Origin of the sequence: Acinetobacter sp. YH16052 (genome assembly GCF_013417155.1) — a bacterium.
GTDB lineage: Bacteria > Pseudomonadota > Gammaproteobacteria > Pseudomonadales > Moraxellaceae > Acinetobacter.
Genome location: NZ_VPEO01000011.1, coordinates 85,911 through 107,504, shown reverse-complemented (window position 1 = coordinate 107,504; position 21,594 = coordinate 85,911). Strand labels below are relative to the sequence as shown.

General features: G+C 42.7%; 24 protein-coding genes and 1 other RNA gene. 9 read left to right on the top strand and 16 right to left on the bottom strand.

Annotation, left to right across the window (positions count from 1 at the left end):
- Positions 1 to 67: 67 nt before the first annotated feature.
- Together FTV42_RS09525 and FTV42_RS09520 are read right to left on the bottom strand one after the other, a co-directional pair.
- Complete coding sequence (locus FTV42_RS09525) at positions 68 to 346, bottom strand: hypothetical protein (RefSeq protein WP_180038593.1); 279 nt, start codon at positions 344 to 346, stop codon at positions 68 to 70.
- 153 nt (positions 347 to 499) lie between these two features.
- Positions 500 to 1,687, bottom strand: coding sequence for a phosphoglycerate kinase (locus FTV42_RS09520; RefSeq protein ID WP_180038592.1), 1,188 nt, complete (start codon positions 1,685 to 1,687; stop codon positions 500 to 502).
- Between the two features lie 139 nt (positions 1,688 to 1,826).
- Here FTV42_RS09520 and FTV42_RS09515 point away from each other — a divergent pair, with 139 nt between their 5' ends.
- From FTV42_RS09515 to FTV42_RS09505, 3 genes are read left to right on the top strand one after another with little or no spacing between them, the layout of a single operon-like run.
- Entirely contained in the window at positions 1,827 to 2,210 is a 384-nt protein-coding gene (locus FTV42_RS09515) for a DUF2237 family protein (protein ID WP_004279857.1), read from the top strand.
- Positions 2,210 to 2,803 carry a nucleoside triphosphate pyrophosphatase gene (locus FTV42_RS09510; RefSeq protein WP_180038591.1) on the top strand — a complete coding sequence of 198 codons (594 nt, stop codon included), beginning with the start codon at positions 2,210 to 2,212 and terminating at the stop codon, positions 2,801 to 2,803. The genes FTV42_RS09515 and FTV42_RS09510 overlap by 1 nt, the downstream gene beginning before the upstream one ends.
- Positions 2,804 to 2,832: 29 nt before the next feature.
- On the top strand, positions 2,833 to 4,002 hold the full coding sequence (locus tag FTV42_RS09505; RefSeq protein WP_180038590.1) for a cupin domain-containing protein: 1,170 nt from the start codon (positions 2,833 to 2,835) through the stop codon (positions 4,000 to 4,002).
- 86 nt (positions 4,003 to 4,088) lie between these two features.
- On the opposite strand, the gene FTV42_RS09500 is transcribed toward FTV42_RS09505, so the two are convergent.
- From FTV42_RS09500 to FTV42_RS09480, 5 genes are all read right to left on the bottom strand, one after another.
- Positions 4,089 to 6,011 carry a sensor histidine kinase gene (locus FTV42_RS09500; RefSeq protein ID WP_180038589.1) on the bottom strand — a complete coding sequence of 641 codons (1,923 nt, stop codon included), beginning with the start codon at positions 6,009 to 6,011 and terminating at the stop codon, positions 4,089 to 4,091.
- Entirely contained in the window at positions 6,011 to 6,694 is a 684-nt protein-coding gene (locus tag FTV42_RS09495; RefSeq protein ID WP_180038588.1) for a response regulator transcription factor, read from the bottom strand. The genes FTV42_RS09500 and FTV42_RS09495 overlap by 1 nt, the downstream gene beginning before the upstream one ends.
- 221 nt (positions 6,695 to 6,915) lie before the next feature.
- The gene (locus tag FTV42_RS09490; RefSeq protein WP_180038587.1) at positions 6,916 to 7,698 is read right to left on the bottom strand and encodes a glutathione S-transferase N-terminal domain-containing protein; all 783 of its coding nucleotides are present in this window, start codon (positions 7,696 to 7,698) and stop codon (positions 6,916 to 6,918) included.
- A 118-nt stretch (positions 7,699 to 7,816) separates the two neighbouring features.
- A complete protein-coding gene (gene rraA / locus FTV42_RS09485) occupies positions 7,817 to 8,326 on the bottom strand; it encodes a ribonuclease E activity regulator RraA (protein WP_005251595.1) in 510 nt (169 codons plus the stop codon).
- A gap of 12 nt (positions 8,327 to 8,338) precedes the next feature.
- Positions 8,339 to 9,004 carry an NAD(P)H-binding protein gene (locus FTV42_RS09480; protein WP_004279867.1) on the bottom strand — a complete coding sequence of 222 codons (666 nt, stop codon included), beginning with the start codon at positions 9,002 to 9,004 and terminating at the stop codon, positions 8,339 to 8,341.
- A 214-nt stretch (positions 9,005 to 9,218) separates the two neighbouring features.
- Between FTV42_RS09480 and rpsT the strand changes: the two genes are divergently transcribed.
- Complete coding sequence (gene rpsT, locus FTV42_RS09475; protein ID WP_004279868.1) at positions 9,219 to 9,488, top strand: 30S ribosomal protein S20; 270 nt, start codon at positions 9,219 to 9,221, stop codon at positions 9,486 to 9,488.
- Positions 9,489 to 9,624: 136 nt separating this feature from the next.
- Here rpsT and FTV42_RS17565 read toward each other — a convergent pair whose 3' ends face one another.
- The 3 genes from FTV42_RS17565 to FTV42_RS09465 all read right to left on the bottom strand — a co-directional run bounded on the left by FTV42_RS17565 (position 9,625) and on the right by FTV42_RS09465 (position 11,645).
- On the bottom strand, positions 9,625 to 9,750 hold the full coding sequence (locus tag FTV42_RS17565) for a hypothetical protein (RefSeq protein ID WP_004729839.1): 126 nt from the start codon (positions 9,748 to 9,750) through the stop codon (positions 9,625 to 9,627).
- Positions 9,751 to 9,990: 240 nt separating this feature from the next.
- Positions 9,991 to 10,731, bottom strand: a complete 741-nt coding sequence (locus tag FTV42_RS09470; protein ID WP_004279869.1) for a histidine phosphatase family protein — start codon at positions 10,729 to 10,731, stop codon at positions 9,991 to 9,993.
- A 62-nt stretch (positions 10,732 to 10,793) separates the two neighbouring features.
- Positions 10,794 to 11,645: a 3'(2'),5'-bisphosphate nucleotidase CysQ gene (locus tag FTV42_RS09465; protein ID WP_005246616.1), complete on the bottom strand. Its 852-nt coding sequence runs from the start codon at positions 11,643 to 11,645 to the stop codon at positions 10,794 to 10,796.
- Between the two features lie 13 nt (positions 11,646 to 11,658).
- On the opposite strand from FTV42_RS09465, the gene FTV42_RS09460 reads away from it, so the two are divergent.
- The 4 genes from FTV42_RS09460 to FTV42_RS09445 all read left to right on the top strand — a co-directional run bounded on the left by FTV42_RS09460 (position 11,659) and on the right by FTV42_RS09445 (position 14,676).
- Entirely contained in the window at positions 11,659 to 12,345 is a 687-nt protein-coding gene (locus tag FTV42_RS09460; protein WP_180038586.1) for an HAD-IA family hydrolase, read from the top strand.
- Positions 12,338 to 12,778, top strand: a complete 441-nt coding sequence (locus tag FTV42_RS09455) for an RNA-binding S4 domain-containing protein (RefSeq protein ID WP_005246619.1) — start codon at positions 12,338 to 12,340, stop codon at positions 12,776 to 12,778. Before FTV42_RS09460 ends, FTV42_RS09455 begins: the two co-directional genes overlap by 8 nt.
- 145 nt (positions 12,779 to 12,923) lie before the next feature.
- Entirely contained in the window at positions 12,924 to 13,967 is a 1,044-nt protein-coding gene (gene recA / locus FTV42_RS09450) for a recombinase RecA (RefSeq protein WP_004279873.1), read from the top strand.
- Positions 13,968 to 14,058: 91 nt separating this feature from the next.
- Complete coding sequence (locus FTV42_RS09445; RefSeq protein ID WP_180038585.1) at positions 14,059 to 14,676, top strand: regulatory protein RecX; 618 nt, start codon at positions 14,059 to 14,061, stop codon at positions 14,674 to 14,676.
- 220 nt (positions 14,677 to 14,896) lie between these two features.
- Here the strand turns inward: FTV42_RS09445 and ffs are convergent.
- Positions 14,897 to 14,993, bottom strand: an RNA gene (gene ffs / locus FTV42_RS09440) — signal recognition particle sRNA small type.
- Positions 14,994 to 15,287: 294 nt separating this feature from the next.
- Here ffs and FTV42_RS09435 point away from each other — a divergent pair.
- Positions 15,288 to 16,085: a YbgF trimerization domain-containing protein gene (locus FTV42_RS09435; RefSeq protein WP_180038584.1), complete on the top strand. Its 798-nt coding sequence runs from the start codon at positions 15,288 to 15,290 to the stop codon at positions 16,083 to 16,085.
- Between the two features lie 60 nt (positions 16,086 to 16,145).
- On the opposite strand, the gene lpxA is transcribed toward FTV42_RS09435, so the two are convergent.
- The 5 genes from lpxA to bamA form a co-directional block, all read right to left on the bottom strand.
- Positions 16,146 to 16,934, bottom strand: a complete 789-nt coding sequence (gene lpxA, locus FTV42_RS09430) for an acyl-ACP--UDP-N-acetylglucosamine O-acyltransferase (protein WP_180038583.1) — start codon at positions 16,932 to 16,934, stop codon at positions 16,146 to 16,148.
- Positions 16,931 to 17,416: a 3-hydroxyacyl-ACP dehydratase FabZ gene (gene fabZ, locus FTV42_RS09425; protein WP_026055766.1), complete on the bottom strand. Its 486-nt coding sequence runs from the start codon at positions 17,414 to 17,416 to the stop codon at positions 16,931 to 16,933. The genes lpxA and fabZ overlap by 4 nt, the downstream gene beginning before the upstream one ends.
- 5 nt (positions 17,417 to 17,421) lie before the next feature.
- Positions 17,422 to 18,492 carry a UDP-3-O-(3-hydroxymyristoyl)glucosamine N-acyltransferase gene (lpxD, locus tag FTV42_RS09420; protein WP_005246627.1) on the bottom strand — a complete coding sequence of 357 codons (1,071 nt, stop codon included), beginning with the start codon at positions 18,490 to 18,492 and terminating at the stop codon, positions 17,422 to 17,424.
- 3 nt (positions 18,493 to 18,495) lie between these two features.
- Positions 18,496 to 18,993 carry an OmpH family outer membrane protein gene (locus FTV42_RS09415; RefSeq protein WP_005246628.1) on the bottom strand — a complete coding sequence of 166 codons (498 nt, stop codon included), beginning with the start codon at positions 18,991 to 18,993 and terminating at the stop codon, positions 18,496 to 18,498.
- 80 nt (positions 18,994 to 19,073) lie between these two features.
- The gene (gene bamA / locus FTV42_RS09410) at positions 19,074 to 21,584 is read right to left on the bottom strand and encodes an outer membrane protein assembly factor BamA (protein WP_180038582.1); all 2,511 of its coding nucleotides are present in this window, start codon (positions 21,582 to 21,584) and stop codon (positions 19,074 to 19,076) included.
- Positions 21,585 to 21,594 lie beyond the last annotated feature (10 nt).

Here is a 21,594-nt window from a genome sequence, read left to right as displayed (position 1 = left end):
AGCAACAAATAACACTATTTAAAAAAAATCCCTGCATTTGCAGGGATTTTGTGTCACATCAGCCAGATTAAGGTGCTACAGGCTCTGAAGTCGCAGCAACTGACTCGCCTGCAGTCGCTTCATCGGCTGGCGCATTGGCAACTTCAGCTGGAATATCAGTATTTTTTTCATCTAAAATTGGCTGATCAATGGCATCAATGGCAGCTTGCTGTTCTGGAGTTACAGCCTGATCCGCTACTGCTGCCGAGCTTTCTGCTTCAGCTTCTGGTGCACTTTCCTGTTTTGCACACGCAGTCAATGCCATAGATGCTGCTAATAATACTGCCGTAGTTAACTGTTTTTTCATCACGTATTCTCGTCATTTGGTGATTTAATGACTGCATCTTATGACAGATTTATTGCATTTTAATGACGAAGCCATGAAGGGTAAGTTTTCACTGTCAAAAAAATGACATAAAAAAAGCTGGCACTGGGCCAGCTTTTAGCTTAGGACATACAATTAAGCACGTTCTAACAGTACCGCAACAGCAGGAAGGGTTTTACCTTCAACGAATTCAAGGAATGCACCGCCACCCGTCGAGATATAACCAATTTTGTCAGTCACTTCATATTTATCAATCGCAGCAAGTGTGTCACCACCGCCCGCAATCGAAAAACCTTCTGATTCAGCAATCGCTAAAGATAAAGTTTTAGTACCTTCACCGAATTGATCTACTTCAAATACGCCGACTGGGCCATTCCAAAGAATCGTTTTAGAGGTTTTCAGAATTTCTGCAAATGCTTTTGCAGTTTCTGGACCTACATCCAGAATCATGTCGTTGTCAGCAACATCTGCAACGTTTTTCACCGTTGCTTTCGCAGCAGCCAATGAACCGAGGAAATCTTCAAAGTTGATTTCAGAGGCATTTGCAACCACAACGTCAGTAGGAAGTGGAACTGATACTTTTGCAGCAATGGCTTTTGCTGTATCGATCAGGTCTTTTTCACACAATGATTTACCTACGTTATAACCCGCTGCAGCAAGGAATGTATTGGCGATACCACCACCCACAATCAATTGATCACAGATATCAGACAGTGAAGTCAAAACGTCCAGCTTGGTTGAAACCTTAGAACCTGCAACAATCGCCACCATTGGTTTTTCTGGAGTTTTCAGTGCACGGCCAAGCGCATCCAGTTCAGCTGCCAATAAAGGACCTGCTGCTGCAACTTTCGCTAAACGCGCTACACCTTCAGTAGAGGCTTCTGCACGGTGCGCTGTACCAAAGGCATCCATTACAAATATATCACACAGCGCTGCATATTTTGCTGCAAGCTCAGGGTTATTTTTCTTTTCACCCACGTTAAAACGGCAATTTTCCAGTAGAACTACCTGACCTGGCTGAACATCAACGCCATCTAAATAGTCAGTAAACAGTTTCACTTCTTGGCCCAAGGCTTCAGTCAAGTAAGCCGCTACAGGAGCAAGTGACTGTTCAGCTTTAGGCTCACCTTCAACCGGACGACCCAGATGAGAATACACCATGACTGCAGCGCCTTTTTCTAGTGCTGCTTTAATCGTTGGCAATGCTGCACGAAGACGCGCATCGCTGGTGATCACACCATTTTTAACAGGAACGTTTAAATCTTCACGGATCAGAACACGTTTACCTGCTAAATCGAGGTCAGTCATACGCTGAAAGTTCATGTAGAGCTCACTTTATAGATATTAAAACCAGGCGATTTTAAATGATTATGCAGAAAAAGGTTAGCATCTTTTGCAGAAAACATTATGAATGCCAAAGTTTTGTTATGATAGAAAAAAGCCTCTTTTAGATTCAGTCCCTATGTCGATACATCCTGATCCAAATCTTAACCGTTTGAACGTGTTAGGTGAGCCTTTGTCCAGCTGTTGCTTCGATCCGATTACCGGATATTTCCGCAATGGCTTTTGCCATACTGCGACCACCGATCTGGGCCAGCATACGGTTTGCGCGCAAATGACCTCAGAATTTCTGAATTTTTCTCAAAAAGTCGGTAATGACCTGATTACGCCTTTGCCCGAACTGGATTTCCCGGGCCTGCAACCTGGCGATTTCTGGTGTATCTGCGTAACGCGCTGGGTCGAAGCCTATGAAGCGGGTCAAGCTCCACCGATCAAGCTACAAGCTTGTCACAAAGCTGTTCTGGCATATGTACCGTTAAATATTCTTGAGGAATATGCTGTCTAATGAATTCTGCACAGATTATCTTGGCATCGTCCAGTCAAACCCGCAAAGCGCTGATGGATCGTCTGCATATTAATTATATTTCCATGGTACCGGATATTGATGAATCTCCTCGCGGGGAAAATCACGCAGATGATCTGGCACAACGACTGGCTTTTGAGAAAACCAGATATATTGCTGAACAAAATCCAGAAGCGATTGTGATCGGCTCAGATCAGGTGGCATGGCGTGAAGGTGCGCCGGATATTTTTATTGGTAAACCGTTAACGACTGAAAAGGCCATTCGCCAGCTACAAGCCAACTCGGACAAGATTGTCTATTTTAGTACTGCGCTCAGTGTGCAGCAGCTATCGACCGGTTTTGAACAAAGTCTGGTTGAACACTATAAAGTCAAGTTCCGCAAACTGTCTCAGGTCGAAATCGAGCGTTATGTCGAAATTGAACAACCTTTGCATTGTGCAGGCAGTTTCAAATGTGAAAGCCTCGGTATCAGCTTGTTTGAAGAAATGATCGGACAAGATCAGACCACGCTGATGGGCATGCCAATGATCAAGCTCTGTCATATTCTTCGTGAATTAAAAATTTTGGTTCCTTAATCTCTCCCTTTAAATTCAGGCTTTACTCTATGTCTCAACCTTTAGACGTACTAGGCGGTATTACCGCTGAACAATTCCTTAGCGAATACTGGCAAAAGAAACCTTTACTGGTGCGTAATGCAATGCCTGAAATCGCCAGTTTGCTTGAACCCAATGATGTGATGGAACTTGCGCTTGAAGAACATGTCACTGCCCGTCTCATCAAGCAGAAAGATCGTGATCCGAATCAATGGAGCGTGAAATCTTCACCTTTGCTCAAAGCAGATTTCCAGAAAATGCCCAAGCTCTGGACGCTTTTGGTTCAGGCCGTAGATCACTATTCATTTGACCTGTCGGCACTTTGGAAAAAATTCCCGTTTATTCCACAATGGCGTCGCGATGACATCATGGTGTCTTATGCACCGCAAGGCGGTTCAGTCGGCAAGCATTTCGATTTCTATGATGTGTTTCTGGTACAAGGCTATGGCCATCGTCGCTGGCAGCTTGGGCAAATGTGTGATACCGAAACTCCATTTGTTCCGGGTCAACCGCTTAAATTATTGCCTGAAATAGAAGTGAACTTTGATGAAGTGCTGGCACCTGGCGACTTGCTCTATGTGCCGCCTGGTCTGGCTCATTACGGCGTGGCTGAAGATGACTGCCTGACTTATTCATTCGGTTTCCGCATGCCAAATATCAGTGACATGATGGATCGTGTCGGGGATAAATTCTCTGAAAATGAAACGCTGCGTAACCCATTGCTGGATATCATCCGTGATCAAGTCGGTGCTATCGGTGAAGTGAGCAGCAATGAGCTGGAATATCTGAAAGAACACATCATGCAGCAACTGCATAATTCCAATGTTCTCGAAGATGCCATCATGAGCTTGATGTCCGAACCTAAATATCCTGAAAACCTGCCTGAAGCAGAAGAAATCGGTACAGGTGATCTGGAAGAAGCACTCGATCAGGGCTATAGCCTGATGCTCGAACCTGCGTCACGCCTGCTTTATACTGAAACGGACGGCGACGTTCTGTTCTGGGCAAATGGTGAGGGTGTGTGCATCTCTGAGACATTTACCGCAAAACTCAAACAGCTTGCAGATGGTGAAACGCTGTTATTCGGTGAAGACTTCGCTGATGAAGAAATTCTGGAAGATGTTGCTGCATTATTAAATGAAGCCGTGTTGATGCTGGTTCCACCGCCAGAAGACAAGTAATCTTTCCACGGTTCTATTTAGGCAATAATTTTAAGAGGATCACATGATCCTCTTTTTTTATTTTTAGAGTCTAGAATTCTAACTAATTAAGGCTGATACAGCTCTAATACAACACGAATCAGCGTATCTCCTTGTTCAGATTCAATCTGGAACAATCCTCCCATGCGCTCAACCCGCATTTTCATGCTGCGCATTCCAATACTCAGACCATTTTTTTGCACCATGTCAGCATCGAAACCGATGCCATTATCCTGAATGCTTAAAGTAAGCTGATGTGGCTGGGAATATTCCAGACTGACTTTTACCTGACTGGCCTGACTATGCTTAATGATATTGGTCAGACTTTCTTCGACTACTCGGATCAAGGTCAAACACTGTAATGCCGTCGGTTCACGCTGCCAGACTTTTGGAAATGACCATTCAACTACAATCCCCATTTCTTCCATCAGCTGGGTAAAACGATAACGTACCGGTGCGATCCAGAGTACCGGCGTTTGTGGGACTTTATTTTCAATAGATGAACCACTGTCAATGATTTGCCTGAGATCATCTCTGAGCAGTTTCAGCATGGAAAGAAACTGCTGTTTAGAAACTGTTTCGCTACTTTGATCCACCAGAATCATGGAACGGACAATAGACCCTCCCAACCCGTCATGCAGTTCATGTGACAGATTAATCCGCTCTTGCAGACGAACATTGGTCAGCTCCAATTGATGTTTATCGCTCAGGCTTTTATTCAGGTCAGCACTGACCTGCTGGACTTTACGTTCTAACTGGGTATTAAATTTTTCGATTTTCCTGACATTACGATTCAGGCGTGTGCCCATAATCAGCACGACAAACAAGGTAATAATTGGTGAGGTATAGGGAGATAAAGGTGAAAACTCATTGACCGTGGTTTGGTTCAACATGATCAGGTCAATGACTACACACAGCAGAATCCCCCAAAGACACAACGTCAGGAAGAGATATTCTCCATTTCGGGTTTTGATGGCCTGATAGCTGATATACACAGTACAACTAACAAAGAGCAATACATAGAAGATAAACACTCCACCTAGCACCTGCTCCAGATAATTCAAGGGACTGATCATCACCAGTAGGCTGGACAGAACGCTGACCAGAATAAATCCTCGCTCCAACTGCTTAAATTTCTGTTTTACAAAGCGGATCAGATACAGACAAAAACAATGGATATAGGCAATGAAAAAAAGCATATTGGCTTTAGCTGCCGAAATCGTGGAGTGAAATGGAAAATTTTCTGTAGTCAAGACATTGGAAATAAACAGAATCCACAACAGTGAACTGAGTGCCAGCCAGCCAAAAGTGGTTTCTGAACGCCGGAATAACCAGATAATCAAACAGATCAGCCCAATCGTGGCAGAGAAAATCATATTGATCTGGAATACGGTACGGCGATCCCAGATTTTTTCCAAATACTGCTGGCTATTCACCAACACATTATTAAACTGAATATTGCCCAGGCCCGCGCTTTGGAAACTGTAGCCATTTACATAAATCAGGATTTCATTACTGTCTTTACGCAAACCGCTAATCGGGAAAACCCAGTAACGCGGCATATTCCAGCTTTTCGACAAGGGCTCTTGCAAGTTCCGGTCAGACCAAAGCAAGTCACCATTCAGGAACACGGCACCTGCCGAATTAATATAATCAATAGAAAAGGCAACCGGTTCTGCAAGGCGGATGTTGTCCTGACATGACCAACGCCAGACAATCTTGTACCAGGCACCCCCATGATAATTCTTCCAGTTATTCTGCCAGTTATCCGGCAAACGTACGCTTTGCCAGCCCGATGTCGGCATCTCGGTAGCACCCTGAACCTGAACCTTCTGAATATAGTCGATCTTCACCTGACAAAGATCATTAATCTGAAAATGGCTTTGCGCCTGACTCATCCTACAGAACAGACAGAGCCAGCTACACAGGACAAAAACACCGATCCATTTCAGTCGCTGCCGTTTGCTACTTCTGGAACAGGCAGATGACATTACAGAATTCCCAGATGCCGTGCGGTACTGACCGCCTTGGTACGTTTACTGACCGAGAGTTTGCGGTAAATATGCTTGATATGACTTTCGACGGTATAGCGTGATACACAGAGCTGCTCGGCAATTTCACGATTACTCAGACCTTGCGCAACCAAGGACAGGATTTCCTGCTCCCGCTGTGTGAGCGTTTCCTGATCCGCAGCTGGCCTGTTCTGCTCTACTGTTGCTGAAATGGCAGGAATAGAAATCTGTTTTAAAATTTCACGGGCAACAAAGGGATCAATCGGTGCACCGCCACGCAAAATACTGCGAATAGCCAAGGCGACTTCCACATCATCCCGTTCTTTCAGCACATAACCGGTTGCACCGGCCTGAATTGCGCTAAACAGGCTATCTTGGGTACTCCAGGCAGACACCACCAGAATCAACGCTTGTGCGTCCTGTTCGCGGATTTTTTCAATAATTGAAATCCCACTTCCATCCGGTAAACCCAAATCTACTAAGGCCAGTGTAATCGGCTGTTGCTGCAAAACGGCATATGCTTGTTTCACCGTATTGGCAAATAGCAGAACGTCTTCGTTATACCCCAGATTGGTTAATATAATTTTTAAACGGCGCTGAATAACATATTCATCTTCAACGATTAATACAGGTACTGGCAAGACTGCCTCTGGTGCTGTCATAAGCACGCCCCTTATATTTATTTTTATATATCCCCTTTAAGATTAAAATATAAACAAAATCACACTAAAAATCATGATTTATTTATTTTTTATTATCTGAAGTTTTAAGCAGCGAGAAACGCTTACGCCCGTTTTCCATATCATAGACATAAAAAATGCCATCTGTTTAGCAGATGGCAGTTCTAGATAGAAAATCTTTGAAGTTACACAAGCTTCCTACTTTAAGCAGTACCGTATTGCTGTTTTAAATATTTCACAATCTCAGCCGATTCAAACATGCTCACCCCTGTATTTGGATCGACCAGATAAGGCAGCTGAATATTATTTCCCATCATTTCAAACAAATGTTCACGCTTACCGCCTGGTAGTGGTTCATATTTTCCCGGTTTTAAACGCAATTTGGCCGGTCCATAATCTTGCCAGCGCTCTTTAGCGACATTATGAAAAACAAACGGCACTTCCAGTTCACTCAAAACGGCGCGTACAATTCGGGTATAAGGACTGGCCTCAAAGCCCCATAATTCTAATAACAGTTCAGGTGTTGGCCGATCCTTAATCTTGGGATTCACCATTCCGCCGCGTAAACCATTGAGGACGGTTCCCGCAATTGCAGCCACTGGAATTTTAGGATAGTGAGCATATTTCTTGGGAGTTTTGCCGGTTTTGCCATAATGCTTGAACAGATGATCGATAATATCCTGAGACTCATAGAGTCGATCACCGGTATTTTCATCAACTAAAAAAGGAAATTGCAGTTTTCCACCCAATTGCTGCACCTCAGGACGGAAATGAGTACCCCCTCGTGGACATGGATAAACTTCATAATCCAGATTGAGTAAGGTCATGACTTCACGCACCCGACGACAAAATGGTGAACCCTCGTATTCATAGAGCTTCAAGGCTTTTTCAGGCTGATTTGGAAACGGTGTACCCACCATCCCACGTCCACCTTCAGCGATTGAAGAGGCCAAAGCTTGTACAACTTTAATTTGATGACCCAACATACTATTTTCCTGTTTTTTGTTTTATTAAACTGAAAGACAGAATGTAAACATCCTGTCTTTCAGGGTATAGATCAGTTTTGTTGTTATTCTTTCATGCAGAAATGCAGATTCTGGCCGATTAAGCCACTAAGGCTATTTTGGACACCACAATACCATTATTGTCCGCATAGACATAATCGCCAGAGTTAAATGTGACCCCACCAAAACAGAGAGCGATATCGACCTCACCCACGCCTTTACGGTTGCTCTTCTGTGGAATAGCCGCCAATGCATGCACTCCCAGATCAAGTTCAGCAATCGCATCCACATCACGGACACAACCGTAAATAATGACGCCATTCCAGTGATTTTTTACCGCTGATTCGGCAATCAGGTCACCCATCAAGGCACAGCGCATGGAGGCACCACCATCCACCACCAGGACCTTGCCTGTTCCATCTGTGGCCAACAACTCTTTCACCCGCGAGTTATCTTCAAAACATTTTACTGTCACAATCTGACCGCCAAAGGTTTTGCGCGCCCCATAACTCTTAAAAAATTTACCGTCCAGGCAAGGTGTCACCACCTGAAGCTCTAATTCTGGATGATCATCTAACAAGTCACAGGTAACAAATGCTGCTGTAGACACGGTGTTTTCCCCTCATTTCATTTTTTGTATGCGTAAATTATCATAAATTTCAAATTTTACCGTCTGAGTTAGCGCGGCCTCGACCATAGTATGAGCCACCTGCTCGGCTGTCACTGGCTTATACGCAAAACTATCCGGAATAAAACGCGATACTTTGTGGTAAACCTGCTGCGCGATATCTTCCAAAAAACGCTGCTCTGGACGTTCACCAATGAGCAATGAAGGTCGAATCAGGCTGATTCTGTCCAGAGTCAATGTTTGTACATATTCTTCCAGCTCACCTTTGACCCGATTATAGTAAAAATGAGATTGTGGATCGGCACCCATTGCACTCAGCAACAGGTAATGGGCTGAAGTTTGTTGTAATAGCTCTGCAAAGTGAGCATTTATGGTATAGTCAATACTATAAAATGCCTGTTTGGATCCGGCTTTTTTCATGGTGCTGCCCAGGCAGCTAAAACCATGGCTATGCTTGCTGACATCCTGATCATTTAACATCAGGAAATCTTCCAGTACCAGTTGTTGAACTTTATCCAAAGCATCCAGATCATTTTGATGTTTTCTGACCACTGCAGTAATCTGCTGGCAAGTCGGCTCATCTTGCAAACGTTTTATCAGTTGTTTTCCCACCAAGCCGGTGGCACCTATCACGATGGGATGAGTCAGTGATTTAGTCATTTTTTATACGATCTCCTAGGTGGAATACTAATCTAACGTTTTCTTTAGAATTTTTCTGCATCTAAAATGTTGTCAAAGCATGTCAAGACTTGACTTCGGTGCTTAGTTTAATCAAAATATGGCACTTGTTTACGGGCTGGTGATAATTCCTCTGATGTTGGTTTTCAGTTGAGTTTCAGCCCGCCCAGACCAATCTATTTCAAGGAGTGCACGAGTGGCAAACTCTGCTCAAGCTAAAAAACGTGCTCGTCAAAACGTTAAAGCACGCAAACACAACGCAAGCTTGCGTTCTATGGTTCGTACCTATCTTAAACGCACATTAGCTGCTATCAGCACTAATGACTATGCAGTTGCTACTGAAGCGTACAAATCGCTTGTTCCAGTAATCGACCGTATGGCTGACAAAGGCATCATCCATAAAAACAAAGCAGCTCGTCATAAGAGCCGCTTGAACGCGCAAGTTAAAGCATTAGCTTCTAACTAATCGCAAATGAAAAAAGCCCTTTTTTAGGGCTTTTTTTGTGCCTGAAATTTCAAGAAATCAGAAAAACAATCCGTTTAGATGCCCCTCATCTAGCCGATACGATGAGATAAAAAACTGATTCGCCCCCCTTTTTAGATTATTGATCTTTATCCATAGAAGATGGCGAAGTGGTTTTATCCTGTTTCGTATTGTCAGTGTCCCGCTTTTGACATGCGGTTAAACCCAGAATCGCGATCAGGCTAAAAATTGTGATAATTTTCATAGTTTTTCCTCAAGATGAATATTTCTATATTTATTAAGCATAGATAATTTTTATACTTACATTATTGAATTTTCACCCTATAAATGTAAAAGAAGCAGTTTAGAATTTATTTTTATCGTTTTAGCCTGACTTTTATTGAATGATCAATATGAAAGGCCACATCCTTTTTATAATTTTTAACTCCCCAATAAAAAAACTCAATTGCTTCGAACAATTGAGTTTTGAATAGATCAACTTGATTTAAGAAAGTTGGGAACGTTTAAAATCAGCAATATCCAGTTCGTGTACCTGTCCGCGCCAGATCCATTTCAGTTTGGATTCCAGGAATACATCACCTTCAAACCAGACAAACAGACCTTCCATCATTTTTGGCCAGTCTTCCCGACTGACATCCTGACGCCCTGACATCACTGCAATCATCGCTGCCAAAATGGTGTCGTGACTAACGGCCAAACTTAGCCCATATTTATTTTGTGGATGGGTGTTGTAAATCAGTTCTAGTACATCCACTACGCCATGAATCGGCTGTTTCATCCCCGGCAAGGCATTATTGACAAAACTGTTAATAAAACCGAGCGCACCTTGCTTGGCAAAATAAGGCCCTGCTTTTTGAATATCCAGCACAAAGCTGCCAGGCTCCACTAGAAGTCCCTGTTCAATAATTTCAATACGATGGGTATTCTGCTCAGGGGTAACCGCATCTGCCCCCTCAATCATCAATGCAGCGGTATCAATACAACGCTGAATCGGACTTGAAATACAGTGATGAATCACACGATCGGTTTGATCAGCCAGATAAGCACCCCATTCCTGCGCCAGATCCCGCCCCTGATTGGTCAGTTGCAGATCATAGCCTGCCAAACCCTGCCCCGGAACCTCCTCACGAATCGAATGCCGTGTGAATAAGGTGACAGGCGTTTGTACATCGGGCAATAAATCAATTGCACTCAACATACTCGGTGGAAGCAGTTTCAGGGACACGTTACAGCCAACTCTGGATTGGTAATAGGTTAAGCACCACTATAACACGCTCAGAATTTTGCTCAATGCTCGGCCTGCATGTCAGAAACCGCCTGCAATGCAATAATTTTCATATCATTATTCTTATAAGCAATGAATCCGCCATTCAGCAAAGTATCCCGATGATTATAAATAAATGGACGGCCTTCTAAATCGACCAGACCACCACCAATCCGTTCGAGCATACATTGACCAGCGCTGGTATCCCATTCCGAGGTCGGATGAAAACGTGGATAGATATCCACCTGATCTTCCAGCATCATGCAAAATTTATAAGCGCTGCCCGCTTTAAATTCGGTGTAGTCAGTGAGCTTAGCCAGACTTTGCAAATACTCGGTATATTTCGGTTTCTGCTGGCTACTTTGGCTCAATCCCACAGCAATCATTTTAGTAGTTTCAAGCATTTCATAAGCAAACCATGTCATCTTTTGGATATCATATTTATAAGGCAAGCCCTGCTCAGGACAGAAATAAATCAGTTGCTGCTCCGGAACCGCCAATATGGCAAAAGTGGTCAAACTGCCTCTGACCAGACTCAAATTAATGGTAAATTCGGGGCGCTGGTGCAGAAATTCCTTGGTACCATCTAGCGGATCCAGTAACCAGAATTCTGACCATGAGCGGCGTTCATGTTCCTGTCCTTCTTCAGACAGTAAAGGCAAGCTGGAAATCTCTGCCAAAGCCTGGGTCAGATAAGTATTGACCCGAAAATCTGCCTGAGTCACCGGAGAATTATCATTTTTTTTGATGACATCAAAAGCCGCACCAGAACAATAACGCTGATATTCTTCTCGCAAAATTTCACAGGCTTGTGTCAAAATGGGCACAAACTGCAAAATCATTGGATCTTGTGGTGCTGCTGTTGCTTTAAACATAGAAAACCTAAATATGTCAAAATGCTCTGAAAAACCTACCATAATTTTCGATATGGATGGCACTTTACTTGATCTTGCCTACGACGATTTCATCTGGAACGAGTTATTGCCTGTGCGTTATGCTGCCACACATGGCTGTAGCCTGGAACACAGCCAGGCGACACTCTATGCATTCTATCAGGAACATAATCATACCTTAAACTGGTACTCTTCACGCTTCTGGACGGCTAAAGTCGAAGTCGATGTTCTGGCGATGCAAATTGAACATAAAGATAAAGTCGCCTTGCGCCCTCATTGTCTTGAATTACTCGATTATCTTAAAAATAATGGCTATCCAATCTGGCTGGCCACCAATGCTGACTGCGCAGGTCTAGCCTTTAAACTGGATCACTTGAATTTAAGAGATTATTTCGATGTCATCGTCAGCTCAGAAACCATCGGACACGCCAAAGAATTTATCGAATTCTGGCAAGGCCTAAATGCATTGCATCCATTTGATCCTACGCATGCTTATTTTATTGATGATACCGAAAAAGTCCTGAATGGCGCTCAAGCCTATGGCATTCAGAATCTGTTGAGCATCCAGCAGCCCTCTTCAGCCAAAGTAGCACGCCAGACTTGTAATTACCCGATGCTGCACCAATTAACAGATTTAATCACTCATTTAAATCAGGCTGAGGTAGAAAAAAAATATGCGTAAATCGTCTTTACCCGAAGATGCGGTAGGCATGCGTATAGACAAATGGCTGTGGGCAGCACGGTTTTTTAAAACCCGATCGATTGCCAAACATGCAATTGAAGGTGGCAAAGTCCATCACAATGGTGAACGTGTCAAGGTATCACGCGAAGTCCGTGTCGGTATGGAACTGACGATTCAGCAAGGCATCGACAAAAAAACCGTGCTGGTTAAGGAACTTTCTGATGTTCGTGGACCTGCACCCGTGGCACAAAAACTGTATGAAGAGACCGAAGTCAGTATTGCGCGCCGGGAATTGATTACGTCACAAAGAAAGTTGCATAATCTAGCTCGTCCCGACCATCGTCCAAGCAAGAAAGATCGTCGTGACATCAGTAGATTTAAAAATGAAAATAGTCAGAATTTCGATCAGTCATGGTCCTATAATGACGAATAAATTTAAGCGTCAGAATATGTCGTACATGCGCTGACTTTTATAGAACACTAGGGAAAATTCTGTCACTATACACCTGTGGAACAAAGCTCTAATTTAAGACATCCACTTGAGTACTAACTTAGTGACATCGTATTGAGGTTGTAAGATGGATGAGAATAAAAACAAGGCGCTCAACGCTGCCTTAAGCCAGATTGAAAAACAGTTTGGTAAAAATACAGTTATGCGTCTTGGTGACAATACCGTTCAGGCAGTTGAAGCTGTGTCTACAGGTTCTTTAACGCTGGATATCGCGCTCGGTATTGGTGGTTTACCTAAAGGTCGTATCGTCGAGATCTATGGTCCTGAATCTTCAGGTAAAACCACAATGACCCTGCAAGCAATTGCAGAGTGTCAGAAAGCAGGCGGTACGTGTGCATTCATCGATGCGGAACACGCACTTGATCCTCAATATGCACGCAAACTGGGCGTAGATATCGACAATTTGCTGGTATCGCAACCGGATCACGGTGAACAGGCACTTGAAATTGCAGACATGCTGGTACGTTCTGGCGCGATCGACATGATCGTTGTCGATTCTGTTGCTGCATTGACACCACGTGCTGAAATTGAAGGCGAAATGGGTGACTCGCATATGGGTCTGCAAGCCCGTTTGATGAGCCAGGCACTGCGTAAAATTACTGGTAATGCCAAACGCTCAAACTGTATGGTGATCTTCATTAACCAGATTCGTATGAAGATTGGTGTCATGTTTGGTAGCCCGGAAACCACGACTGGTGGTAATGCACTGAAATTCTATGCATCTGTACGTCTGGATATTCGTCGTATTGGACAAGTGAAGGAAGGTGACGAGATTGTTGGTTCTGAAACCAAAGTCAAAGTCGTGAAAAACAAAATGGCACCTCCGTTTAAAGAAGCTTTATTCCAGATTCTTTATGGCAAAGGTGTTAACCATCTAGGTGAATTGATCGACCTTGCTGTACAGCAAGAAATCGTGCAGAAAGCTGGTGCGTGGTATTCTTATCAAGGCGACAAAATTGGCCAAGGTAAGAACAACACCATCCGTTATCTGGAAGAGCATAAAGAAATGGCTCAGACGATTGAAAAACTGATTCGCGACCAGCTTCTGACTAAAGCAGTGGTTGTTGAAGAAGACGATAGCAAGGAAGAACCTGACTTTTTAGATGCATGATCTTATTAGATGCGTCATCTTTAAACGTCAAGACACAGCGCCCTCCGGGGCGTTTTGTTATTATATAGGGAACGTAACATCCGAGAGAATCATGTCAGACGTGAAATTCAGCAAACTGCTCGATTATGAAACTTTAAAACAGCAATTTAGTGATGCTGAAGATCAAGCTCAACCTGCAAAAACTGCGATCCAAGACGCTCCTGAATTTGATCCCGAAGAACGTTTATTTTCCTCTACCCCAACTCAGGATGAGAAAAAACCGGGACTGACAGGCTCACGCTTACGTTCTTATGCCTTTGCCGTACTGACGCGCAAGGAATATTCCAAAGCCGAACTGATAGAGAAACTAGCCCTCTATGCAGAGCATCGTGATGAAGTTATTAACCTGGTTGAAGAACTGTCCCGTGAGAACTATCAAAGTGATCAGCGCGTGGCGGAAACCATGTTGTCGAGTCAAAAGCGTAAAGGTAAAGGTCCCAATCAAATTAAAATGAAACTCAAGAGCAAAAAGATTGATGCTGCCCTGATTTCAGAAGAACTCAAGGAAACTGATTGGGTGCAGCAAGCCTATGAACTAAAAGTCAAAAAATATGGGACTGAAGTTACTAAAGACCCCAAGCTCAAAGCCAAACAGATCCGTTTTTTAATGTATCGTGGTTTTGAAATGGATGCGATTATCAAGGCGATTAACCGTAAAGCACAAGACTAAGTCTTATATTCTTTGAAAGCCTTAATACACGTATAAACATATTGGATATTTAATTCAATATTAGCTGCAAAATAAAATAAAGCACGGCAAAAGATAATGATGATTTAATCATTAAAATAATAAGATAGCGCTATTTGACGACATTGAAAAAGGAATAATATTTGAGAATAGAAAACTGCGAATTTGCATTGTTATTATAATAATAAGAATATGGTGGCAACCCTACCAGCAAAGCTCCGGCACATCATAGTTCTATTACCGTTGCTACCTTCCGGTCCTGGCGGGGTTCATAGAGTACAATTGCGAAGTAACCAGCAGGGCTACCATTACAAAAACAGAGTATAGAGATTTTTAATCAAGTTGCAAGCCTTGTTTCCTAAAATCATCCTTCAAGCTATCCGTTTGATTATTTTAAAAACAATATTGATATTTCTGCTGATTTTTAAGGGATCTTCACAATCAATCCATCAACACTCAGATTCACATGATCTTTGTAAAACCTTGTTGCATTTTCTAAAAATGCCGTTTTTAATGTGTGCAATGTATATGAATGATCTACTTTGAAAAGATGAGCAGCGGATCCGCATCTCACAAAGAATTATGGAAATTTTATGATGTTTAAAAAGACCGTATTGTGTGCAGTGACAGCACTCTTTACCACGCCTCTATTTGCCAATATTCCGATTGAATCGCGTGGCTTGAGTCAAGCTACGAATCAAACCACAGTAAATACCCCAGCAGCAATTGCGGCTGGTGCAACTCCAGCAGTTCAAACCAATACCAGCTGGCAAATCATGCAAAAGAACCAGCAACTCGAAAATGACCTGCGGATTTTGCGCGGTAAAATGGAAGAACAGGAAAATGAGATTGAACGGCTCAAGAATGAACTGACCAATCGTTATGCCGATCTTGATCAGCGCCTTGAACTATTGCAACAAAAAATTGAACCTGCTGAGGACAATCCAACGGAGGAAAACCCACAGGATACTGCACCCAGCCTAAACACAAATAAGGTCAATACAGCAAGCAGCGGACAGCAACCTGCTGATCTTGAAAAAGCAGCTTATACCGTGGCTTTAGATGCTTATAAAAATGGCGGTGCAGCCAAAGCCATTGCCCCGATGCAAAACTTTATTAAAAACAATCCGAATAGCGTTTATATCAGCAATGCTTATTTCTGGTTAGCGGAATTCAATCTGGCGATTAACCCACCAAAATTTGCTGAAGCGAAACGTAATTATCTGATTGTCGTTGACCGTTACCCAAATTCCGCGAAAGCATCCACTGCCCTGTATCAGCTTTATAACATCAGCAAAGATGTCGAAAAGAATGCTACGCTTGCTTCACAATATAAAACAAAGCTACTGAAGAATTATCCGAAAGCTGAGGAAATTAAATTTCTTAAGTAAAATAGAAATTCCCAAAATAAAAAAGACACCTTCAGGTGTCTTTTTTATTACCTCAAACATTTAGCGCACAATGCCGCGCTTCGACTGTTCAAGAGAGTCAATTAGACGTTGTACTTCAGCCACTTCCGGCAAAATTCCTGTACGGATCTGCTCGATTGCTTCCTGAGTCGTTAAACCTGATTTATAAATCAGTTTAAAGGCATCACGTAAACCGCTGATTACGGTCTTTGACCAGCCTTTACGACGCATACCTTCAATGTTCATAGCAAATGCATGCGCAGGATTACCTGAAACCATTACATAGGCCGGTACATCTTTCAGAATCAGTGATGCCCCACCAATCATGCTATAAGAATCAATCTTACAGAACTGATGAATGCCCGAGTTTCCGCCAATGACGACGTAGTCCCCGACATGGACATGTCCAGCCACACCGACGTTATTAGCAAAGATATTATAATCTCCGACCATACAGTCATGTGCAATATGCGTATTCACCATGAGCAGGTTATGACTACCGATCTTGGTCAGGCTCTGGTCCTGAACCGTGCCACGATGCAGACTGCAATGCTCACGAATCTTGTTGTGATCGCCAATCTCAAGCCAGGTTTCTTCACCGGCATACTTAAGATCCTGACACACCTCACCTACACTGGCGAACTGGAAAATTTCATTATATTCACCTATACGCGTATAGCCACCCACCACCACGTGTGAATGAAGTTTGCTACCCGCACCAATAGTGACATTTGGCCCGATAATACAATATGGGCCAATTTCTACATCAGCAGCAATGACTGCTGATGGGTCAGTAATGGCAGTTGGATGAATAAGGGGATTATTGCTCATGCCTGCTCGACTTTTTGATGCGAAACCATAATTTCCGCGGTTGTTGCGACGACGCCATCTACAGTGGCAATACAATTATATTTGTAAATGCCCCGCTTTTGCATCACTAATTCAGATTTTAAAACCAATTGGTCACCTGCAACCACCTGTTTTTTAAATCTAACTTTTTCCGCACCGGCAAACAGGAACAAAGAACCTTCACTTGGTACTTCGTTATTCATCACAAAACCCAGAATTCCAGAGATTTGTGCCAGTGCCTCAACAATCAGTACACCTGGCATAATTGGATAATTCGGAAAATGGCCTTGTAAAAACTCTTCATTAATTGAGACGTTTTTATAACCAACAATGCCATTATCGGTAATTTCGACGACGCGATCAACCAATAAAAATGGATAGCGATGGGGCAAATATTCACGAATCTTTTGAATATTCATTGGCAATTCAGGCTTCGTGAATGTAGGCAAATTCGACTCTGTCATCATAATTATTTACGCAACTTAAATGTTGATTCAATGGACTCAATCTGAGATTGCATATGATCTAGTCGTTTGATCACCTGGGTCAATGGCACATCTGCTAATTGTCTGAGGCGAACCACGGTACGTTTCCATTTCTGGTTTTCAAACAGACCAATCCCGGATGAATATTTTCCAGCTTCAGAAATATTATTTGTCACCATTGACATTCCCGTCAACGTCACATTATCGGCAATATTCAAGTGTCCAGAAATCGCAGAGGCACCACCAATGATACAGTTTTTGCCAATTGAAACACTTCCTGCAACGGCAGTTTTTGCAGCAATGGCGGTATGTGCACCAATTTTAACGTTATGCGCGATTTGCACAAGATTATCAATGATAACACCCTGTTGCAAAATCGTATCATCCAGCGCACCACGGTCTACGCTACAATTTGACCCAATACGCACATCATCCTCAATGCGTACAGAACCTAATTGCGCAATACGGTGCCATTTACCTTGATAAGGTGCAAAACCAAACCCTTCGCTGCCAATCACGCTATTGGCATGAATACGCACCCGATTACCAATTTTTGCTGCGCCGGTGAGGGTCACATGTGAGTCAATAAAACAGTCCTGACCGATTTCGACATCATCATCGATCTGCACATGCGCCTGAACAATCGTATTCGCACCCACGACACAATGCTCACCAATCACCACATAATGACCAATATAAGCATCGTCCGCGATCATTGCCGACGGGTGAATTTGAGCAGTACTTTCAATGCCGCGCTGGCGATGTTTTCTCTCAAAGACATGCGTCAGAATCGCAAAAGCCAGATAGGGATTTGCCACAACAATAAAGTTTTGATGTGAAGTTATCTGTTGTTTTAGTTCAGCCGTGACAATTAAAGCACCTGCCTGACTTTGATTGGCCTGCTCTACATATTTATCGGCATTCACAAATGCAAGATCTTGTGAGGTTGCCTGTTCAAGACTGGCCAAAGCACTCAAACGTAAATCTGTCTGACCTATGCACTCGCCCTGAACCAGGCGAGCGAGATCAGCTAACTGAAGCTTTTGATGATTCATTGATTATTTAATTGCATTAACCTTTTGAATCATTTTATCAGTTAAATCATATTTAGCATCATAAGCAAGCGCTGAATTTTTATTTAAAACCACATCCAGGTTGTTTTCTCTACGCAATTGTTCAGCAATTTGCTTTACCCGTGCATCAAATACAATTCGGATCTGCTGAATCGAGCTTTGGACATTCGTCTGTACAGATTGCTGTAACTGATTCAATTCTTGCAACTTAGCCTGATATTGCGCAGACATTTTCTGTTTTTCAGTCTCACTGAGCTTGGTATTGGATTGAGCACGTTGCTGCAAAGTTTCCAGCTCTTTGCTGAGTTGCTCAATCTTAGTGGTTTGTGGCTGAATTTTTTGCTGGAATATCGTGTTTTGTTGTTTCAGATAAGTACTACCTTCAACCACACGCTCCAAGTCAATTACCCCCATACTAGCCGCTTGAGTCAAAGGAGCAACACTTGCCAAAGCCAGGCTCATTGCCATAATCATTTTTTTCATATTATTACTCATTCAAAAAAATTTGCTCACAAAACCTGCAGGCTTTATGAGCAAAATTTAGTTTCTAGGTCAAAACGATTTTAGAAAGTACGTCCAATTTCGAACTGGATGTTTTTAGTATCATCACCGTCTTTTTTATTCAACGGATAAGCATAGCTAAGTGATAATGGTCCAATCATAGTGATCCAGGTGAAACCTGCACCCACGCTATAGCGCATATTATCTGCATCGAAACCGAAGTTATCTTTACAGTACTGCTTTCCATTTACTGAAGTGCCATTAACGAAAATATTTTCATTTGATACATCACATTGGGTATCAAACACTTGTGCACCTTCAGCAAAGATGACTGGACGAACCTGACGTGCCCAATCCCCTTTAAATGGTACTGGAAGCACTAATTCGGTACCAAATTGAATTAGTGCATTACCACCTACTTCCTCAGGAGAAGGATCCGTTTGACCTGTATCAGAGAAATATACACCTGGATATTTAGGACCTAATGTACTATTTTCATAACCACGAACCGAACCAAAACCACCTGCATAGAAATTCTTGTAGAATGGCAAGTCATTACCATAACCCAACTTACCATAACCGCGCAGGACAAAATCTTTGCCTAATGGGAAAAATGCCTGAGCGTCATAAGTGACTTTTTGATACTCGACATCACTACCTGGCAAGGCAATTTCAGCATTGACACGATGTGACATACCCGTTGTCGGGAACATCGGTCTATTTAAGGTATTATAAGACCAACCTAAATTAAGGTTATAAGTCAAAAAATCACCCTGGAATTCTTGACCATATGGAACTGGATTAGGGCAAGGCTGGTAACCAGTAACATTCCCAGCAGAATCTTTAATTGGAACTAATGCTTGAGGACAATACTCACCACTTTTTGTTTCTTTTCCGCCATTACGTTCCAAATAATCAGCAACATAAGTCGACACATATGGACCAGTGGTTACATCCGTCTGATCAACATTCAGACCCAAACTAACACTTTGGTTTTCATCAATTGGATAACCAAAGTTAATCCCACCACCAAAACTATCCGTCACATAGTTGTTGACGTTATAGTCATCATCAAGCTTGGTTTTACGGTAATACATGTTATAGCCGCGACGCACACCATCAATGGTGAAGTACGGGTCCATCACGCTCAAGTTATAGTAATCTTGCGTTTCAGAACGCGACAAATCGATTGAAACACTATTCCCTGTACCCATGAAGTTGGTTTGACTTAAACCTGCCTGGAAAGTTACACCACCGCTTTGCGAGAAACCAACTGCAAGAGTACTGGTTCCTGAATGCTGCTCTTCAACGGCAACATTCAAGTCCACCTGATCTGGCGCACCCGGAATACGTGCAGGTTTGATATCGACAGTTTTAAAGAACCCGGTACGCTCCAGACGAACCTTAGACAGGTCAATCTTTTCATTGCTTGCAAGTGCACCTTCCATTTGGCGCATTTCACGACGTAGTACTTCATCCGCAGTTTTAGTATTACCAGTAAAATTAATACGTCGTACCGTGACTTGCTGCCCCGGATTAATATAATAATTTAGATCAACCAGTTTGGTTTCGTTGTTAATTTGAGGAACAATGTTGACTTCTGCATAGTAATAACCTGCGTTACCATACTTACGCTGTAATAACTGCTTAACCGCGTTAACTTTTTCCTGCGAATAAATTTCGCCTTCTTTGAAAATTTGTAAAGCCTGCAATTCTTCAGTCTTATAAAGTGCATCACCTAAATATTTGGTTTGACCAAATTTAAATTGCTCGCCTTCATCCACAGACACTTCGATGAAAACATTCTTTTTATCTTCACTCAAGTTCAGGCTGGAATTGGTAATATTAAAGTTGATATAACCGCGATTTAGATACATGGCACGCAAAGCTTCTAGGCTTGCCGCCATCTTTTCACGTGCATAACGGTCATTACGGGAAATGACCGAACTCCAGCCACTTTCTTTTACGGCAAAAGCCTGCTTGATATCAGACTCTTTAAATACAGTATTCCCGATAATATTGATATCGAAAACTTTGGCCGCTTTACCTTCAATAAAATCAATCAGCAATTCAACACGGTTATTTGGTCGAGGCGTCGTGGTGACCGTAATATCGGCATCATAACGACCTTGCTGCATGTATTGCTGTTCAAGTTCAGTTTCAATAGTTTGCAGTGCTGATTTTTTCAGCACTTCGCCTTCAGCCAGACCCATTTTTTTCAGGCCTTCTTCAAGTGCTTCCTTAGGAATCAGCTTATTGCCTTTCAATTCGATTTTCGAAATGACCGGGCGTTCAACAACTTGGAAAACCAAGGTATTGCCCTGCTGAACGGCTTTAATGTCATCAAACAGGCCTGATGCATACATGCTACGAATTGCATTGGCAATGACTGGATCATTGACCCGATCACCACTGTTAATCGGCACTAGGCCATACACATTGTCAGGAGTTAAACGTACTAATCCATCAAATTTTATATCTTGTACAATGAATTCATCTGCTGCATATACTTGTTGTGCTACTGCCATTGCACTAACGAGTGCCAGAGGCATAAATAAATGTGTGTGCTGCATGCCAGTCTTT

Bases quoted from the DNA above. Each gene is read 5' to 3' on its own strand.
- FTV42_RS09525 (WP_180038593.1), bottom strand. From the start codon at position 346: ATGAAAAAACAGTTAACTACGGCAGTATTATTAGCAGCATCTATGGCA.
- FTV42_RS09520 (WP_180038592.1), bottom strand. From the start codon at position 1,687: ATGAACTTTCAGCGTATGACTGACCTCGATTTAGCAGGTAAACGTGTT.
- FTV42_RS09515 (WP_004279857.1), top strand. From the start codon at position 1,827: ATGTCGATACATCCTGATCCAAATCTTAACCGTTTGAACGTGTTAGGT.
- FTV42_RS09510 (WP_180038591.1), top strand. From the start codon at position 2,210: ATGAATTCTGCACAGATTATCTTGGCATCGTCCAGTCAAACCCGCAAA.
- FTV42_RS09505 (WP_180038590.1), top strand. From the start codon at position 2,833: ATGTCTCAACCTTTAGACGTACTAGGCGGTATTACCGCTGAACAATTC.
- FTV42_RS09500 (WP_180038589.1), bottom strand. From the start codon at position 6,011: ATGTCATCTGCCTGTTCCAGAAGTAGCAAACGGCAGCGACTGAAATGG.
- FTV42_RS09495 (WP_180038588.1), bottom strand. From the start codon at position 6,694: ATGACAGCACCAGAGGCAGTCTTGCCAGTACCTGTATTAATCGTTGAA.
- FTV42_RS09490 (WP_180038587.1), bottom strand. From the start codon at position 7,698: ATGTTGGGTCATCAAATTAAAGTTGTACAAGCTTTGGCCTCTTCAATC.
- FTV42_RS09480 (WP_004279867.1), bottom strand. From the start codon at position 9,004: ATGACTAAATCACTGACTCATCCCATCGTGATAGGTGCCACCGGCTTG.
- FTV42_RS17565 (WP_004729839.1), bottom strand. From the start codon at position 9,750: ATGAAAATTATCACAATTTTTAGCCTGATCGCGATTCTGGGTTTAACC.
- FTV42_RS09465 (WP_005246616.1), bottom strand. From the start codon at position 11,645: ATGTTTAAAGCAACAGCAGCACCACAAGATCCAATGATTTTGCAGTTT.
- FTV42_RS09460 (WP_180038586.1), top strand. From the start codon at position 11,659: ATGTCAAAATGCTCTGAAAAACCTACCATAATTTTCGATATGGATGGC.
- FTV42_RS09455 (WP_005246619.1), top strand. From the start codon at position 12,338: ATGCGTAAATCGTCTTTACCCGAAGATGCGGTAGGCATGCGTATAGAC.
- recA (WP_004279873.1), top strand. From the start codon at position 12,924: ATGGATGAGAATAAAAACAAGGCGCTCAACGCTGCCTTAAGCCAGATT.
- FTV42_RS09445 (WP_180038585.1), top strand. From the start codon at position 14,059: ATGTCAGACGTGAAATTCAGCAAACTGCTCGATTATGAAACTTTAAAA.
- FTV42_RS09435 (WP_180038584.1), top strand. From the start codon at position 15,288: ATGATGTTTAAAAAGACCGTATTGTGTGCAGTGACAGCACTCTTTACC.
- lpxA (WP_180038583.1), bottom strand. From the start codon at position 16,934: ATGAGCAATAATCCCCTTATTCATCCAACTGCCATTACTGACCCATCA.
- fabZ (WP_026055766.1), bottom strand. From the start codon at position 17,416: ATGACAGAGTCGAATTTGCCTACATTCACGAAGCCTGAATTGCCAATG.
- lpxD (WP_005246627.1), bottom strand. From the start codon at position 18,492: ATGAATCATCAAAAGCTTCAGTTAGCTGATCTCGCTCGCCTGGTTCAG.
- FTV42_RS09415 (WP_005246628.1), bottom strand. From the start codon at position 18,993: ATGAAAAAAATGATTATGGCAATGAGCCTGGCTTTGGCAAGTGTTGCT.
- bamA (WP_180038582.1), bottom strand. From the start codon at position 21,584: ATGCAGCACACACATTTATTTATGCCTCTGGCACTCGTTAGTGCAATG.